The following is a 16,607-nucleotide window of genomic DNA, read 5'->3' on the forward strand; positions in this document are numbered from 1 at the left end:
GACACGGCGCAGGTCCTGATCGCCTTCCTGTAACCACTCAACACTTCTCGTTTCCTCTCTTTGGTTGTGATTGATCTCGTCACTCATCCGCCACGGGTGGCTCAAGCGATTTGCAATGCCCTCGCATAGGTCTTGCCCGAATTGGTGATGTGCGTGGTCATCAGCTTCTCGAAAGCGGTGAAGTCGCCGCGCTCGAACAGGCGCAGCAGCGTACGGTGCTGCTCGAAGGACTCGGGCGTTCGCACGTCGATCGGCGAACTCAGATTGGTGCGCAGCGTCGCGATGCGCCCGGAGACCAGCTGATAGGATTCCTGGAGGTAGCGATTGCCGCAGTGGGCGAACAGCGCTTCATGCATCGCGGTGTCTCCGCGCCCATAGGCGACGTTGTCCTTTGCCGCGACCGCCTGCTCCATCCCGGCAATTGCGGCCTCCATCGCCGCGATCGCGCCGGCGCGGTCGTGGACACAGGCCAGCTCGGCGGCCTTGGGCTCGATCACGATCCGGAACGTGCAGAGCGCCGTGATGTCCTCCGCGCTCGGGGTAAAGACGAAGCTGCCGACCTGCGGCCGGATCACCACGAGGCCCTGCGCCTGCAGCTGGCCCATCGCCTCGCGCACGGGGGTGCGGCTGACGCCGAAGGACTGCGCGACCATCTCCTCGGAAATGGCCGCGCCGAGCGCGAACTCGCCGTCGATGATGCCCTGACGCAGCCGCAGCATCACGCGCTGTGCCAGCGATTTCGGCGGGTCGAGCTTCAGCGACTTCATCGGTCCTCAGATGACCTTGCCGGGATTGAGGAGATGATCGGGATCGAGCGCGGCCTTCAGCGTGCGCATCAGCGCGATCTCGGCTTCGCTGCGGGCGTGGCCCAGCCACTGCTTCTTCAGCGTGCCGATGCCGTGCTCGGCCGAGACGCTGCCGCCCATCTCGCGCACCAGGCCATAGATGATCGCGTCCATCTCGGCCTTCGGCTGGCGTTCGGTCGGCAGGCCCGTCACCCAGGAGACGAGATGCAGATTGCCGTCGCCGATATGGCCGTAATAGACGCTCTCGCAGCCCTTGATGCTGTCTGCGAGCGCGGCCTTGCAGCGCGTGGCGAACTCGTCCATCCGCTTGACCGCAAGTCCGATGTCGTAGGAGAGGTGCGGCCCCAGCACCTGGCCGAACTCGGAACAGATGTCGCGCACCGCCCAGAATTTCTGCGTCTGCGCCAGCGATTGCGCGACGGCAGCATCCGCCAGAAGTCCGCGCTCCATCAGATCCTCGAGCCAGCTCTGGAAACGCGGTGCATCGAGGCTTTCATCGGTGCCTTGCGCTTCGACCAGCACATAAAGCCCGTGGCCTGCCGCGACCGGCGGCTTGACGCCCGCGCGCGCCGTGATCACCTCCCAATAATCCGGCCACATCACCTCGAAGGCCGACAGCAGCGGGCCGAGGCCGGAGCGTGCGGCATCGAGCAGCGCGACCACGGCGGCATAATCCTTCAGCGCGCACAGCGCGGCCATGGTCGAGCGCGGCTTTGGAAACAGCCGCAGCACCACGCGCGTGATGATGCCGAGCGTGCCTTCCGAACCGATGAAGAGATGCTTCAGATCGTAGCCGGCATTATTCTTGATCAGCTTGTTGAGACTGGTGATGACAGTGCCGTCCGGCAGCACGACCTCGAGCCCGAGCACCAGCTCGCGCGTCATGCCGTAGCGGATCACGCGGTTGCCGCCGGCATTGGTGGAGAGATTGCCGCCGATCGCGCAGGAGCCGCGCGATCCCAGATCGAGCGGAAAGAAGAAGCCGGCCTCATCGGCCGCCTTCTGGATCGTCTCCAGCGGCGTGCCGGCCTTCACCGTCATGGTCGCGGATGCCCGATCGATCTCCTCGATGCCGGTCATGCGCTCCAGCGAGATCGCGACCCAGCCGAGCTCGGGCGAGGCACCGCGGCACAGGCCGGTCAAGCCGCCCTGCGGCACGAACGGCAGGCTTGCCGTGCGGCATGTCGCAATGGCCGCGGCAACGCCGGCCGCATCGACCGGGCGGATCACCGCGAGCGGCGTTTGCGGCAGGCTCGCGCTCCAGTCGTTGCAATTGCGCGCGGGCACCTCGTTGCCGATCAGCACGGCTTGCGGGCCAAGCCGGTCGCGCAGATCGCGCAGCATGTCCTCAGGGCGTTCGAGCATCGTCGTCATGTCGATCGGAGCCTCTTTTTTTGTCTAGTGCTTTACCGGGTCAGCGCCGGCCCATGCATTTTTGACGGCGCGACCCCGCGTCACCTAGAATTGCGGTGATGTTGTATGTAAGGTACAAGAAGTGAATGGGAACGCCAAGCAGGTTTCGCGCTTTTCTAAAAGGGCAAACCTGATCAATGGTTTAGAACGATAGCTCTCTAACAGAGGACAGGTCATGACGGACGCAATTCGCGGGTTCTGGGTCGCCACGCCGACGCCGCTGACGGCCGAGGGAGCCGTGGATCCCGCCCGGCTGGCGGACCATGCGCTTCGGCTCTTTAAGAAGGGCGTCAACGGCGTCGTGGTGTTCGGCACCACCGGCGAAGGCACCTCGTTCAACGTTGCAGAGCGGATCGCGACCGTGGAGGCCTTGCTCAAGGCCGGCCTCGCCGCTGATCGCATCGGCGTTGGCGGCGGCTTTGCCGCGATCAGGGACAGCATCGCCCTGACGCGTTCGGTGCTGAGCCTCGGCGTGAACCAGGTGCTGTACCTGCCGCCCTATTTCGATCGCAGCGTCACGCCTGAAGGAATCGAGGACGCGTTCGCGGCGATCTTCGATGACGTGACCGACGATCGCCTGCGCGCCTATCTCTATCACATCCCGCAGGTCTCCGGCGTCGCCATCCCGACGCAAGTCGCGGCCAGCTTGCGCAAGCGCTATGGCAAGCTCGTTGCCGGCCTCAAGGACTCTAGCGGCGAGTTCAAGCAATTCCAGGCATTCCGTGCCGCGGCGCCCGAGCTCGCCATCACCGTCGGCAACGAAGCCGACATCACCCGCGCCATCGCGGCGGGCGGCGCCGGCACCATCTGCGGCATGGCCAACATCGTGCCCGAGCTCGTCAAGGGCATGGTCGATGGCAAGGACGTCGGAGCACGCATGCAGGCGGCGATCGATATCGTCGTCAACACGCCTTCGTTCGCCGCGACGCTGAAAGCCATTCTCGCAGCACAGAACGCCGATCCCGGCTGGCTGCGCGTGCGTCCGCCGCTTCGTGGCCTCTCGGACGGCAAGGCGCTGAAGGCGAAGATCGACGCGCTGGTGAGTCCCGCGATCGCGTGACGTCCGCGCAGGGCATCAGGCCAGCGAGCAACGCTCCGCGATGATGCCGCCGATGGTCCGGGCGAAAGCCATGTTGCGGCCTTCGGCAATGCCGAGCGCAAGCTCGACCGGATTGAGGTCGGGCAGCTCGGCGCGTCTGTGGGCGTGCTTCAGCGATTTGCGCGCGGCGAGCCTTGCCGGGAGCGCAGCATAGCCGAGGCCGGCGCGAACGGCGGCCAGCAGCGCTGACAGGCTGCGTGCCTCGCAGGCGATGATCCAGTCTCGGCCTGTCAGGCGCAGGCTGCGGAGCGCCTCCTCGCGATAGGCGCATCCTTCCGCGAACGCCACCAGCGGCACTGCATCATCACGCCCGGCAGGCGCCGAGGTAGCGTCTCCGAACCAGGACATGGATTCGAACGCGATCGCGGCACCCCCTTCGTTCGACGGCGCGCGCTTGAAGAAGGCAAGATCGAGCCGGCCCTGGCCGACATCCTCGGCCAGCCGCGCCGACAGGTCGGTGCGCAGCGAAAGCCTCGCGTCGGGACAGCGCGCGCGGATCTCGGCGAGGGTCGAGGAAAAATCGCGCTCCAGAAAATCCGCCGGTATGCCAAGCCGGATTCGCTCGCTGGCGGCCGGCCGGCGCATGGCGGCGACGGCGCGTTCGTTGAGCGCGACGATCTCGCGCGCATGCGCGACGAACTCGGCGCCCCGCTCGGTCACGCCGATCACGCGACCGCGCACCCGCTCGAGCAGGGGATGGCCGACCAGGCCTTCGAGGCGGGCGATCTGTAGGCTGATCGCGGATTGCGAACGTCCGACCCGTTCGGCAGCGCGCGAAAAGCTCTTCAGCTCGACGATGGCGATGAGGGAGCGGAGCGTGTCGATATCGAGGGTCGTCGGCATGAGGGCAGCTCCCGAAGATGAGCCCGCTGACAGCGCGCGGGTCCAGATGAGAGTAATCAATAAGGTGATTGCGGAAATCAATTTCTCGATTGCGACGCCTGCCGGCTATTTGTCCGTGCTTCGAATTCTGGATCAGGACGAATCCGGGTTGGCACGGAGAGCAAATGCAGCGTCGCAATCTTCTGAAGGGCCTCGGCCTCACTGCCGCCGTGGCCACCACGTCGGCGGTCGCTCAGAACCGGCAGCCGGCGCAATCGGCACAGATTGCATCATCCTCGCCCTGGCCGGCGCCGCAACTGGCGACGGTGGACCGGCTCGGCCATTGCCGCGTCGGCAATGGCCCGGCGGTCTGCGTGGTGCTGCATGAATGGCTCGGCGATCACGTCAACTGGGAGCCGGTGCTGCCCCATGTCGATCCCACCCGCCACACGCTCATCGTCATGGACCTGCGCGGCTACGGCTGGTCATGCGCCTTGGCCGGCAGCTACACGCTGGATGAAGCCGCCGCGGACGTCCTGCGCACGGCCGATCAGCTCGCGCTCACGCGTTTCCATCTGGTCGGACACTCGATGTCGGGCCTCGTGGCGCAGAAGATTGCGCTCCAGGCCGCCTCGCGGATCCAGAGCGTCACGCTGTTCTCGCCGGTGTCGCCGACGGGCTTCCGCGCCGACGAGGCTGCGCTCAAGGCGCTGAACGCCGTGATCGACCAGGACGAGGCGGCTGCGCGGGCCATCACGGCAAGGACCTCGAGCCGCTATGGCGCCGGCTGGCTGAAGCGCAAGCTGACCATCGCGCGCGAGGCCGGTACGGTCGAGGCGATGCGCGGCTATCTGAAGATGTTCACGACCTCATCGATTACCGAGGATTCGCAACGTCTCACGGCGCCGCTGCACGTTGTGAACGGCGCGCTCGACATCGCCTTCTATCGCGGCGAGCCCTCGCATAACGCGTTCGCAGCTGCCTACCCGCGCGTGACGTTCGAGACCATCGACGATGCCGGTCACTACACGATGCTGGAAACCCCTGTGCGTGTTGCAAGCATCATCGAGAATCAGGTGGCCGCTGCCGGCTGAGGCGTCGCATCGGCCGCGCTGGAGCCGGCGAGCGAGCAAAAAAAGCTCCGCCACCTCATACTGCCTGCAGCGGGTCGCAGGCGCGCACGCGATGGCGGAGTGCGAGAAACGATCGTCAGAAATGATAGTTGACGCCGAGCTTCGCCAGATTGGCGGAAGTTTTGGCGGAGTATGTCGTTGTCACGGCACCGGTAGTGTCCGTGACGTTGTAAGTCTTCGTGCTGAAATTCAGGTAGTTGTATTCGGCGAACATCGAGATGTTTCTGGTGGCCGCCCATTCGGCGCCGGCGCCGACGACGTAGCCGGTCCTGATGTCAGAGAACGGGCTGTAGATCACCGAGGCAAAACCGTCGGCCCGTCCGTCATAGACCTGCCGCGACCAGGCGACGCCGCCCTTGCCGTAAAGCAGCACCTGATCGAAGGTCACGCCGAGACGGCCGGTCAGCGTCGCATACCAATCCGTCCTGCCATTGCTCGTCAGCACGAAGCCAGGCACGTTGATTGCGGGGGTGACGCTCGAGCCATTGGCGCGGGTCCCGGAGACATCGCCGGCCACGCCGAGTACGACATGGCCGACCTGGTAGTTGTAACCCGCATTGATGCCGCCCAGCACGCTCGAGCGATTGGTGGTGTAGCTCGTCCCGACGGGATCGATGGCGAAGCCCGTCGTGCCGAGGAAAGTCTGCGTCTCGTAGACCGATCCGCCGCCAAGATGCGCACCGGCGTAGAACCCGGTCCAGCTGAAAACCTGAGTCTCCTGAAGGGGCGCCTTGCGCGCGATCAAATCGGCCGCTGATGCAGGTACGGCGGCCAGCGACGTGGCAACAAGAAGGGATAGACGATGCATGAAGAGCCTCAATGAATGGAAGGTGGTTGGCCGCGCCCCGCGGCGGCTCCGTCGACACAGTTCCTCGCGCGTGAAGTCGCGCCCGTAAATCCCAGCAGCATCAACCCGCATTGAACATTTCGCCGCCCGCTCGATCAGTCCCATCCGCGCGGGCCGTCGGGATAGCAGACGCCGTCGACCATGGTCGTGCCGCTGGCGCAGAATTGCGTGCTCGTCGAGGAGCTCGACGAGCTGTGCGAATTTGCGAGACTATAGAGCGTATCGGTGCTCCATATGTTCGGATCGTCCTGGCGATGGCGGGCGAGCAGCGACTTGTCCTTGCCGCCGAAGTAGAATTTTACGCCGCCCCAGATGCCCTGCATGTTGGCTTCGCCCGCGCGGCCCTCGATGAAGGCCGAGGCGAGCACGCCGTGCCCGAGCGGCAGCGTCACCTCGCTACCGAGCGCGAGCGCGTTCCTGCCGCCGAGATAGCGGTGCCCGACATAGCCCGACCACTGATCGCTGAGGTAATATTTGAAATTGACCTGGTCGAAGAACCGCGTCTTCACCGCGTAGCTGTCGAGCATCATCGTCGTGGTCGTGACGCCCGGGGCGCCACCCAAGAGGGGATCGGGGAGGCCCGGCGCAACCGTGCTCGTGCTCGTCGAGATCACCTGCGCGGTGTTGCCGAATTCGACACCGGCGATGCCCTGTAGCGTGAAGCGGCCGAGATAGATCTCGCCTTCGCCCGCGACCTGGCCGAGATAGACGCCGCCATTGCGGTCCCACCAGGTGTGGCTGGTGTAGAGGCCGACCAGGCCGCTGGAGTCGCGCCAGAAGGCATGGCCCGCGACGTTGCCGAAACGGCTGCCGTCGAAGGCACCGGCCGCGGAATCGATCTGCAAGCCGTAATTGCTGCCGAGCGGCATCGAGATCGCGCCTGCGGCACCGCCGAGCGATTTGCCGGCCAGTAAGCCGCCATAGGCTTCGGCCTTGGCATTGACGCCGTCGACCGCCGGAACGACGACCGGCGAGGTCGTGATGTCTCCTGCCTGGGCACTGGAGAACTGGGTACTGGAGATCAAGGCTGCTGCGACTGCTCCGCAGATCATGGGAGCCGAGTGGAGAAAACGTGGAGCACGTGACACGACAAACCTCGAAACGAAACGACTGGTGCACTTTGCTTGGGCGTCGGAGAGAGACGACAAGGCACAGAAGAGATCACCGCTTCGCGTTTAGCGGCTTGCGAGATGCGCTGCCATGCTGGGCGCCCGCTCATTCATCAACCGCCATTGATGTTGGCGAGTTCGGGACATCCGTGGCGCAAACGCCGGCTGCTGATCGCAGGCCATGCCTGACCGGTCGCGTGCGCAGGGCTGGACGAAGGCGCGACACTCCTGCAAAGAAAGGCGCAAGTTGATGGGCGTGCGTGGGGATCGGCCGAGTGCCGGAGGTAGAATCTAACCTTCCTGATCTCGTCGGTTGGACCGGCGAATTTCGCAACGAGGCGACGGAGGCGGAGTTCTGTGCGGGCATTGCGCGGCCGGCGCGTGCAATGGCGCTGCTCTGCGTCCTGGCCGAGACGGCCGCGAGCCTGGCCTTCGTTCCGCTGGATTTTCTGACGCTGCCGGCCTCGCGTCTGGTCTTCTTTCTGGAGATCCGGCTGCTGATCGCGCTTGCGGCCATCGCGGCGCTGCTGGCCTTGCTGCGTGCAGCCAGCTTCAATCGCATCGTCGCGATTACCTATGTCCATCAGTTCACGTTCTTCACGCTCAACGCGCTGGTCTTCAATCATCCGAGTCTGACGCGGCATGGCGGGCTGCTGCTGCCGCTGATCGCGATTGCGCTGAACCTGTGCCTGCCCGGCCGCTTCCGGCTGGTCGCGCTGACCAGCGCCTATGCGCCCATCATCAGCCTGTTGTTCTGGGCGGTGCTGCGGCCGGATCCGGAAAGCCCGCTCGATCTCGCCATCATCCTGCTGGTGGTGATGGTCGGCTATGGTGTCGGCGCGGTCGCCCGCGCCCAGTTCAACCGGCTGCGGCGCGAGGAGTACTTGCGCATCGCGCGCGAGCGGCGGATCAATCTCGACCTCTCCGAAGCCAAGGACGCTGCGGAAGCAGCGGCCCGCGTGAAAACCGACTTCCTCGCGGTGATGAGCCACGAGATCCGCACCCCCATGAACGGAATTCTGGGCATGGCGCAATTGGCGCTGGATGATCCACTGCCGCCGGCGCAACGCAAGCGGCTGTCGGTCATCAAATCGTCGGCGGAGGGGTTGTTGAAGATCCTCGACGACATCCTGGACATCTCGAAGCTCGAAACCCGCGCCGACGTCTACGAGCGAGCGCCGTTCGACCTCGGGCAGGCCGTGCGCGAGATCGTCAATCTGATGACGCCGCGCGCGCATGAAAAGGGGCTGACACTGCAACTGATGCTGTCGCCCGTCGTCCCCGAATTTGTGCTCGGGGATCTGTCGCGCGTGCGGCAGGTGCTGTTCAATCTGATCGGCAATGCGCTGAAGTTCACGAGCAGCGGCGGCGTTACCGTGGAGGTGGTATCTGCCGGATCGACGGACGATGCTGTGATTGCGTTCTGCGTTTCGGACACCGGGATCGGCGTCACTGCAGGGCAGCAGGCGCACCTGTTCGAGCCTTTCGAGCAGGCCGACGCCTCGATCCGCCGCCGCTTCGGCGGTACTGGCCTCGGGCTTGCGATCTGCAAGCGGCTGGTCGAAGGCATGAAGGGCGAAATCGGGGTGACGAGCACGCCGGGGCACGGCAGCCGCTTTCATTTCTCCCTGCCGCTGCCCGCCGTCGAGCTGCCCGGCGAGCGCGGTCGTGTCGGGGCCGCGGCTGTGCGCGTCGCGCCATTGAACCTGCTCCTGGTCGAGGATCTGTTCGTCAATGCCATCGTCGCGCGCGGAATTCTGGGCAAGGCGGGCCACCGCGTTGCGGTGGCATCGTCCGGCGAGCAGGCGATCGAGCTCATGCAGAGCGCACGTTTCGACGCCGTTTTGATGGACATGCAGATGCCCGACATGGACGGGCTGGAGGCGACGCGGCGCATCCGCGCGCTTGCGGAGCCACTGAGCCAGGTCCCGATCGTGGCGCTGACCGCCAACGTCATGGCGACGGACGTGAAGGCGTGTCTTGCCGCCGGCATGGACGGTCATCTGGCCAAACCAATCGACGCCGCGGTCCTGCACAAGACGCTGGACGAGGCGTTGGCACGACGCGGACGGCAACCGTCAGGCACCGGCGCGGCCTTGAATGGGGGCGGCGATGTCCTCGTCGTAGGTGATCCCGGCAAGGCAATGCATGGCCCGCTCGCGCGCCTTGGTTTCCGCGCGTTTCCGACCGTGTCGTTCGAGTCCGCCAGGACGATGTTGTCGGCGCGGGAATTTTCGGGGCTGGTCGCGGTCGCGCCCTCTCCCGGTTCGCTGCGCGCCTGGCGCGAAGATGCTGCACACGATGGCAGGGGACTGTTCGTCATCGCCGCGCCGGCGGACGGGGATGAGGCGCAGCGTCTGCTTGAGGAGGGAGCCGACCTGGTGCTCGCCACGCCGCTGTCGCCGGACGACGTCGCATGGAGGCTCCAGGCGTTCCTCGCACCACAGCAGATGGAGGGATCGTTCGAGCTCGAAGACGTGTTCGCTCGTGCGCGGATCGACGAGCTGCGCGGTCTGTTCGCCGAGAGCCTGTCCGAGCTCGATCGCAGGATCGGGCGCCGCGATCTCGCGCCGGAGGAGCTTGCGAGCATCGCGCATCGCATCAAGGGAAGCGCGGCAAACCTGCGCATGCCGGAGCTTGCCGCGCGCGCCGACGATGCGCTCGCGGCAGCGAAGGCCGTGGCCACGAGCCTCGGGGCTCGCGATCGGGCCGTCGCCGCCCTGCGTCGGCAGATCGACGTCGTCCTGCAGGACCAGCAGGCGGACCCGGTATCTGCCTTCGGACTTCCCAAACCCATCACCACTGAACGCGAAGAGGCTCATGTCGACGACCGTACTCGTGGTTGAGGATGCCCCGGAGAGCCGGGTCATGCTGACGTCATTCCTCAATGAGCAGGGCATGGTGGCGCACGGTGTGGCGACCGCCGCCGAGCTGCGCGCCAAGCTCGCCGCGTTCAAGCCCGATATTGTCCTGCTCGACATCAACCTGCCGGATTCCGACGGCATTGCGCTCGCGCGCGAATTGCGCCTTGGCGAGCAATGCGGATTGATCTTCGTCACCAGCCGGGATTCCGATGAGGATGTTCTCTCCGGACTGGAGGCGGGCGGCGACGACTACGTTTCCAAGCCGGTCAATCTGCGCACGCTGTTGGCCCGCATCCGCAGCGTCCTGCGCCGCACCAGGGAATCGGTGATCACCTTCGACGGCTGGATCCTGGATCCCGTCAGGCGCGAGCTGTTTCGCCCCGACGGCAGGATGGTCGAGCTCACCACGGGCGAGTTCAATATCCTGGCCGCACTTGCCTCCAGGATGACGCAGCCGCTCAGCCGCGATTTCCTGCTCGACGTCATTTCGAATCGAGATCCCCGGGACATCAGCGGGCACACCGTCGACAATCTGATCGTGCGGCTGCGTCGCAAGATGCAGTATGAAGGCGCGATTGCGCCGATTGTGACCGTCCGCGGCGTCGGCTATGCGCTGGTGCCGGCGCAGCCGGCCGCTTGAGGCGGCGTTTCGGCTCAGGGAGATCAATATGTCGTTGGCCAAATGGCTCGTCGGTGTCGTCTTCAGCGCAGCGCTCCTCGGCTCCTTTGCTGCCCTTGCAGACACGCGTTGCAAGGAGCCGGAACCGGGCTCGAAGCAGGTTCCGATGCTGTCGCCGCCGGAGGCCGATGTCGTGACAGGAACGGGACGGTTGCAATTCTATTCGGCTCCGAACCCCGCCTGCGCCATGAACGGCGTGTTCGTCATCCCCAAGGACGAGCTGATCGCCTATGCCCAGACCGAAGACGGCTGGTCATCGGTGATGTACACCAACCCCAGAACCGGAAATGCCGTGTCAGGCTGGGTCAGATCGGCGCGGCTGAAGGCAACCGGGACGGTCGGCCCGAAGCAATGAGCGCGCGAGGCTAGCCAAGGGCGCGACAATGGTCCAAAAGCGCGAGGCTCATTCCGCAAGGCCTCCGTCCCATGAAGCTTTCCACCGTCACCCCCGCTGACATCCGTCGTGCGCTGCTACTGCGCGAGGAAATCGCGCTGCTCGATCTCAGGCACGAGGCGGCGTTTGCCACCGGCCATCCCCTGTTCGCCGCCAACATGGCGGCGGATCGGATCGCGGTTGAGGCTGAGGCGCGGCTGCCGCGCAAGGACGTGCCGATTGTCATCTATGATGACGGCGAAGGTCTGGTTGGGACAAGCGCCGAACGGCTGCGGGCGCTCGGCTGCACAAATGTCCGCGCGCTCGACGGCGGCCTCAATGCATGGCGCGCGGCCGGCTACGAAGTGTTCGAGGACGTCAACTCCTATGCCAAGGCCTTTGGCGAGCTTGTCGAGGCGCGCCGTCACACGCCCTCGCTCAGCGCCGACGAGGTCGCAAGCCTGATTGCCGACAAGGCCAATGTTGCGATCCTCGATGTTCGCCGCTTCGACGAATACGCGACCATGAATATCCCGGGCTCGGTCAGCGTACCCGGCGCCGAGCTCGTGCTGCGCGCCGGCCGCGCGGCACCCGATCCCGACACCACCATCATCGTCAATTGTGCCGGCCGCACGCGTTCGATCATCGGCACTCAGTCGCTGATCAATGCGGGGGTCCCCAACAAAGTGCACGCGCTGCGCAACGGCACGATCGGTTGGACCCTTGCCAAGCACACGCTCGAGCATGGCGCCGGGCGGCGCGGTGCGATCGGGTCGTTTGAGGGCGCTGCGGCCAGTGCCCGCGACGTCGCCTATCGTGCCGGGGTTCGCCACATCGGCCCGGGCGAGGCGGCGGCACTCGCTGCCCAAACCTCGCGAACGCTTTATCGCTTCGATGTGCGCGACGCCGAGGAATATGCGGCGGGTCACCTCGCCGGCTTCCGCCACTACGCGGGCGGCCAGCTCGTCCAGGAGATCGACATGGCGGCGCCGGTGCGCGGCGCGCGCATCCTGCTGACCGACGACAGGAGCGTGCGCGCCGACATGACTGCGTCCTGGCTTGCGCAGATGGGCTGGGAGGTCTACGTGCTCGAAGGCGGTTATGACGGCGCGCTGGAAATGGGGCCGCCGCAAGTGCTGCCCAAGCCAGATCCCGCGCACCGGTACCGGCGTCCCTACGAGGGCACCGACGTCGCAGAAAGTGCGATGCAGGCCTATCTCGACTGGGAATACGGCCTCGTCGAGCAGCTCCGCCGCGACGCGACGCACGGATTTTACGTGATCTGAACGTGCGCAGGCAGGCCCGGCGGAAGATCGAGATGGCCCGCCATCTTGTGTCCACGTGAAAATCATATTGTCTTCCGCCCCGCCGGCGACTAAGCCGCGCGCAAAGGCGATACCCACGGAGATCCCATGTCAGCCACAGGCCAGACCCCTCAGAGAACCGCGAAAGCGCTGCTGCTCGAGGGCGTCAATGACAGCGCAGTGGACCTGTTCAAGAGCGCCCGCTTCACCAATGTGGAGCGGTTGACCAAGGCGCTCGACGGCGAGGCGCTGCGGCTGGCGGTGAAGGGTGCATCGCTGCTCGGCATCCGCTCCCGCACCCAGCTCACCGAGGACGTGCTCGCCTCCGCCGACCAGCTTCTTGCGGTCGGCTGCTTCAGCGTCGGCACCAATCAGGTCGATCTGCTCGCGGCCCGCAAGCGCGGCATTCCCGTCTTCAATGCGCCGTTCTCCAATACGCGCAGCGTTGCCGAGCTCGTCATCGGCGAGATCGTGATGCTGCTGCGGCAGATCTTTCCGCGCTCGGTCGCGGCGCATGACGGCGGCTGGGACAAGTCGGCGACTGGCAGCCGCGAGGTGCGCGGCCGCACGCTCGGCATCATCGGCTATGGCAATATCGGCTCGCAGCTCTCCACCCTCGCGGAAGCCATGGGCATGCGGGTGATCTTCTTCGACCGCACCGACAAGCTGCGTCACGGCAATACCGAGCCGGTCGAGAAGCTCGAGGACCTCCTGGCCCAGAGCGACGTGGTCAGCCTGCATGTGCCGGAAACGCCGGAGACCGCGGGCATGATCGGCGAGCGCGAGCTGCGGCTGATGAAGCCGGGTTCGTTCCTGATCAACAACAGCCGCGGCACCGTCGTCGATCTCGATGCACTGGCGCGTGCCTTGCGCGACGAGCACATCGCCGGCGCCGCCGTCGACGTCTTCCCGGTCGAGCCGTCCTCGAACGCCGATCGCTTCAAGAGCCCGCTGCAGGGTCTGAGCAACGTGATCCTCACCCCGCATATCGGCGGTTCCACGGAAGAGGCGCAGGAGCGGATCGGCGGCGAGGTGGCGCGGAAGCTCGTCGACTATTACGTCACCGGCTCGACCATGGGCGCCGTCAATTTCCCGGAGGTGCAGCTCCACCTCCGTCCCACAGGCGCCCGCTTCAGCCATGTCCACCGCAACGTGCCGGGCATGCTGCGCCGGTTGAACGAGGTGTTCTTGCAGCGTGACGTCAACATCGCCGCCCAATACCTGGAGACGCATGGCGAGCTCGGCTACGTCGTGCTCGACGCCGATCTTGGCGGCCAGGATTCGAACGAGCTGCTCCAGCAGATCCGCGCGCTCGACGGTACGATCGGCGCGCGCCTGGTGTTCGAGCACTGACGCGCGAATGGGCTGACGGCTTTTTGCATCACGACGCTGTGACGTGTCCGGGCGGGCTGCGCTGTTGCGTGGCCCGCCTTCCGCTTTTTAGACTACCTGTGGTTACCGGGGTGCTGAAGGCAAGTCTCGTCTAACAAGTCTCGTCTAATAAGTCTCATCGAAGTTGAGCTTAAGTTTCGTGAGTGCGGACACGATGGCCCGAGACCGCATACCGATCGACCTTGCACTTCAAGGCGGAGGCTCGCACGGCGCGTTCACGTGGGGCGTGCTCGATCGTCTGCTCGAAGAGGCATGGCTTGATATCGTCGCCATCTCCGGAACTTCCGCCGGGGCGATGAACGCCGCGGTGCTGGCCGACGGATGGACGGCGGGCGGCGCCAAAGGCGCGCGTGAGGCGCTGGACCAATACTGGCGCCGCGTTTCGCGCGCCGCGGCGTTCAGCCCGCTGCAGCGCTCGCCGCTCGATCGCCTGATGGGTCGCTGGACGCTCGACACCTCGCCGGCCTACGTCTTCACCGACCTGATGTCGCGGCTGTTCTCGCCCTACGATCTCCCGGTCGATTACAATCCGTTGCGCAAGGTGCTCGCCGAGAGCATCGATTTCGAGCGCCTCGCCGGCTCCGAGATCAAGCTGTTCATCACCGCGACGCGGGTGCGCACCGGCCGCGGCCGGATCTTTCGCAACGCAGAGATCACGGCCGACGTTCTCCTTGCCTCGGCGTGCCTCCCGACCATGTTCCGCGCCATCGAGATCGACGGCGAGCCCTATTGGGACGGCGGCTTCGCCGGCAATCCGACGATCACGCCGCTGGTCCGCGAAAGCGACGCCTATGATACCATCCTGGTGCAGATCAATCCGACGGAGCGGGCGGAAGACCCGCGCAGCGCGGCGGAGATCCTCAACCGGCTCAACGAGATTTCGTTCAACTCGCCGCTGATGAAGGAATTGCGCATGATCGCGCTGCTCCGTCAGGCCGCGGATCCCGGAAGCGGCGAGGGTGCACGCTGGGCGCGGATGAGGACGCACCGGATCAAGAGCGATATTCTGACGACGTTCGGCGCCTCCTCCAAGCTGAACGCGGAATGGCAGTTTGTTTCGATGCTCCGTGCCGAGGGCCGGCTGGCCGCGAGCGAATTCCTCGAACATCACGGCGATGACCTCGGCCGGCGCTCGACGGCCGATCTCGACGTTCTCCTGGCGGAGTGCTGAGACGTGGGGCTTCTCGGCATTCTCGTCGGGCTCGGCCTGCTCGTGGTACTGGCCTTCCGCGGCTGGAGCGTCCTGCTGCTCGCCCCGTTCGCGGCGCTCGTTGCCGCAGCGTTCGGCGGCGAGCCGCTGCTCGCCAACCTGACGCAAATATTCATGGCGAGCGCCGCGGGCTTTTTGGCGCAATTCTTTCCGATCTTCCTGCTCGGTGCCGTCTTCGGCAAGCTGATGGACGACAGCGGCGCGGTGACGGCGGTCGCCGCCTTCATGGCGAAGCGACTCGGCGAAAGGCGCGTGATTCTCGCAGTCGTCCTGGCGGGGGCGCTGGTGACCTATGGCGGCGTCAGCCTGTTCGTCGCCTTCTTCGTCATCGTTCCGATGGCACAGTCGTTGTTCCGCGCGGCCGCCATCCCGCGCCGTTTGATTCCGGCGACGATCGTGCTGGGCACCTCGAGTTTCACGATGTCGGCTCTGCCGGGCACGCCGTCGATCCAGAACGCGATCCCGATGCCATTTTTCGGCACGACGCCGTTTGCCGCGCCGGGTCTTGGCATCATCGCTTCCCTCATCATGCTCGGCACGGGATTGTGGTGGCTGCAACGGGCGGAGGCGAAGGCACGTCAGGCGGGTGAAGGCTATGGCGAGGAGGCGCAGGGTACAGCCGAAGCTGCGGCGGATGACGAGCTGTTGCGCGAACGCGCGACGACGGCGCGCGAGTTCGACCCGGCGGAAATCCGGCACGGGCGTCGCAGCGAAGCGCCTTCACCGGTGGTGAACGCCATCGCGCCGCTGGTTGTCGTCGTGGCCGTCAATCTCGTGATGTCGCTCCTCGTGTTGCCGCGGCTCGATGTCTCATATCTGAGCGAGCAGCGTTTCGGCGGCACGTCGCTTGCCGCGGTTGCAGGCGTTTGGTCTGTTGTCGTCGCGCTCGCCACTGCAATTGCCACAACCATTGTGCTCAACTGGAGCCGGCTGCCGTCGCTGCGGCAGACGATGGATGCCGGCGCCAATGCCTCCGTGCTTCCGGCGATGAGTGTTGCAAGCCTGGTCGGATTCGGTGCCGTCATCGCCGCACTGCCGGCCTTCGAGACGGTGCGTGACTGGGTGCTCGCGATCGAGGGGGGACCGCTGGTGTCGCTCGCGGTCGCGACCAACATTTTGGCCGCGCTGACCGGCTCGGCATCCGGCGGCCTCACGATCGCGCTCGATGCGCTCGGTCAGACCTATGTGGAGATCGCCGCGCGAACCGGCGTCGACCTCGCGCTGATGCACCGCGTTGCGGTGATCGGTTCGGGCACGCTTGATATCCTGCCGCACAACGGCGCGGTGGTCAGCCTGCTTGCGATCTGCGGACTGACCCACCGCGACAGCTACCGGGATATCGTGATGGTCGGCATCGTCGCGTCCCTGCTGGCGCTGGTCATCGTCATCGCGCTCGGCAGTGTCGTGGGTTCGTTCTGACGGCGGGCAATCCGGCGCTGGCAATTGACGGACGGCCGAACGTTGCGTTGAATGCACCCGCTTGTCGTTGATAACAAGAAAACGCGGGTGGAAACGATGACGCGTTCTCGGATCAGCGTAACCGTGTGTTTCGCAAG

At 65.5% G+C, this 16,607-nt stretch carries 14 protein-coding genes; 9 read left to right on the plus strand and 5 right to left on the minus strand.

From position 1 onward, the window contains the following. Positions 1-101 precede the first annotated feature (101 nt). Both NLN62_RS21325 and NLN62_RS21330 read right to left on the minus strand, forming a co-directional pair. Positions 102-767, minus strand: a complete 666-nt coding sequence (locus NLN62_RS21325) for a GntR family transcriptional regulator (RefSeq protein WP_254110072.1) — start codon at positions 765-767, stop codon at positions 102-104. A gap of 6 nt (positions 768-773) precedes the next feature. Continuing rightward, positions 774-2,186, minus strand: a complete 1,413-nt coding sequence (locus tag NLN62_RS21330; RefSeq protein WP_254113593.1) for an FAD-binding oxidoreductase — start codon at positions 2,184-2,186, stop codon at positions 774-776. 208 nt (positions 2,187-2,394) lie between these two features. Between NLN62_RS21330 and NLN62_RS21335 the strand changes: the two genes are divergently transcribed. Next, on the plus strand, positions 2,395-3,279 hold the full coding sequence (locus NLN62_RS21335; protein ID WP_254110073.1) for a dihydrodipicolinate synthase family protein: 885 nt from the start codon (positions 2,395-2,397) through the stop codon (positions 3,277-3,279). Between the two features lie 15 nt (positions 3,280-3,294). On the opposite strand, the gene NLN62_RS21340 is transcribed toward NLN62_RS21335, so the two are convergent. Beyond that, positions 3,295-4,161 carry a LysR family transcriptional regulator gene (locus NLN62_RS21340; protein ID WP_254110074.1) on the minus strand — a complete coding sequence of 289 codons (867 nt, stop codon included), beginning with the start codon at positions 4,159-4,161 and terminating at the stop codon, positions 3,295-3,297. A 164-nt stretch (positions 4,162-4,325) separates the two neighbouring features. On the opposite strand from NLN62_RS21340, the gene NLN62_RS21345 reads away from it, so the two are divergent. Continuing rightward, positions 4,326-5,234, plus strand: coding sequence for an alpha/beta fold hydrolase (locus tag NLN62_RS21345; RefSeq protein WP_254110075.1), 909 nt, complete (start codon positions 4,326-4,328; stop codon positions 5,232-5,234). A gap of 115 nt (positions 5,235-5,349) precedes the next feature. On the opposite strand, the gene NLN62_RS21350 is transcribed toward NLN62_RS21345, so the two are convergent. Next, positions 5,350-6,081 (minus strand): outer membrane protein, encoded by a 732-nt coding sequence (locus NLN62_RS21350; protein ID WP_254110076.1) that lies wholly within the window; start codon positions 6,079-6,081, stop codon positions 5,350-5,352. Between the two features lie 134 nt (positions 6,082-6,215). Beyond that, the gene (locus NLN62_RS21355; protein WP_254110077.1) at positions 6,216-7,145 is read right to left on the minus strand and encodes a hypothetical protein; all 930 of its coding nucleotides are present in this window, start codon (positions 7,143-7,145) and stop codon (positions 6,216-6,218) included. Positions 7,146-7,504: 359 nt separating this feature from the next. Here NLN62_RS21355 and NLN62_RS21360 point away from each other — a divergent pair, with 359 nt between their 5' ends. From NLN62_RS21360 to NLN62_RS21390, 7 genes are all read left to right on the plus strand, one after another. Next, complete coding sequence (locus tag NLN62_RS21360; protein WP_254110078.1) at positions 7,505-10,075, plus strand: ATP-binding protein; 2,571 nt, start codon at positions 7,505-7,507, stop codon at positions 10,073-10,075. Further along, entirely contained in the window at positions 10,050-10,733 is a 684-nt protein-coding gene (locus tag NLN62_RS21365) for a response regulator transcription factor (protein WP_027520765.1), read from the plus strand. Before NLN62_RS21360 ends, NLN62_RS21365 begins: the two co-directional genes overlap by 26 nt. A 28-nt stretch (positions 10,734-10,761) precedes the next feature. Next, entirely contained in the window at positions 10,762-11,127 is a 366-nt protein-coding gene (locus tag NLN62_RS21370; protein ID WP_254110079.1) for a hypothetical protein, read from the plus strand. Positions 11,128-11,198: 71 nt separating this feature from the next. Next, the gene (locus NLN62_RS21375; RefSeq protein WP_254110080.1) at positions 11,199-12,431 is read left to right on the plus strand and encodes a rhodanese-like domain-containing protein; all 1,233 of its coding nucleotides are present in this window, start codon (positions 11,199-11,201) and stop codon (positions 12,429-12,431) included. 126 nt (positions 12,432-12,557) lie between these two features. Further along, positions 12,558-13,802, plus strand: coding sequence for a phosphoglycerate dehydrogenase (gene serA / locus NLN62_RS21380; RefSeq protein WP_254110081.1), 1,245 nt, complete (start codon positions 12,558-12,560; stop codon positions 13,800-13,802). Positions 13,803-13,995: 193 nt separating this feature from the next. Next, positions 13,996-15,012 (plus strand): patatin-like phospholipase family protein, encoded by a 1,017-nt coding sequence (locus NLN62_RS21385; protein ID WP_254110082.1) that lies wholly within the window; start codon positions 13,996-13,998, stop codon positions 15,010-15,012. 3 nt (positions 15,013-15,015) lie between these two features. Then, entirely contained in the window at positions 15,016-16,470 is a 1,455-nt protein-coding gene (locus tag NLN62_RS21390) for a GntP family permease (protein WP_254110083.1), read from the plus strand. The last annotated feature ends 137 nt before the right edge of the window (positions 16,471-16,607 follow it).

It is taken from the genome of Bradyrhizobium sp. CCGUVB23 (assembly GCF_024199885.1).
Classification (GTDB): Bacteria; Pseudomonadota; Alphaproteobacteria; order Rhizobiales; family Xanthobacteraceae; genus Bradyrhizobium.

Bases quoted from the DNA above. Each gene is read 5' to 3' on its own strand.
- NLN62_RS21325 (WP_254110072.1), bottom strand. From the start codon at position 767: ATGAAGTCGCTGAAGCTCGACCCGCCGAAATCGCTGGCACAGCGCGTG.
- NLN62_RS21335 (WP_254110073.1), top strand. From the start codon at position 2,395: ATGACGGACGCAATTCGCGGGTTCTGGGTCGCCACGCCGACGCCGCTG.
- NLN62_RS21340 (WP_254110074.1), bottom strand. From the start codon at position 4,161: ATGCCGACGACCCTCGATATCGACACGCTCCGCTCCCTCATCGCCATC.
- NLN62_RS21345 (WP_254110075.1), top strand. From the start codon at position 4,326: ATGCAGCGTCGCAATCTTCTGAAGGGCCTCGGCCTCACTGCCGCCGTG.
- NLN62_RS21350 (WP_254110076.1), bottom strand. From the start codon at position 6,081: ATGCATCGTCTATCCCTTCTTGTTGCCACGTCGCTGGCCGCCGTACCT.
- NLN62_RS21365 (WP_027520765.1), top strand. From the start codon at position 10,050: ATGTCGACGACCGTACTCGTGGTTGAGGATGCCCCGGAGAGCCGGGTC.
- NLN62_RS21370 (WP_254110079.1), top strand. From the start codon at position 10,762: ATGTCGTTGGCCAAATGGCTCGTCGGTGTCGTCTTCAGCGCAGCGCTC.
- NLN62_RS21375 (WP_254110080.1), top strand. From the start codon at position 11,199: ATGAAGCTTTCCACCGTCACCCCCGCTGACATCCGTCGTGCGCTGCTA.
- serA (WP_254110081.1), top strand. From the start codon at position 12,558: ATGTCAGCCACAGGCCAGACCCCTCAGAGAACCGCGAAAGCGCTGCTG.
- NLN62_RS21385 (WP_254110082.1), top strand. From the start codon at position 13,996: ATGGCCCGAGACCGCATACCGATCGACCTTGCACTTCAAGGCGGAGGC.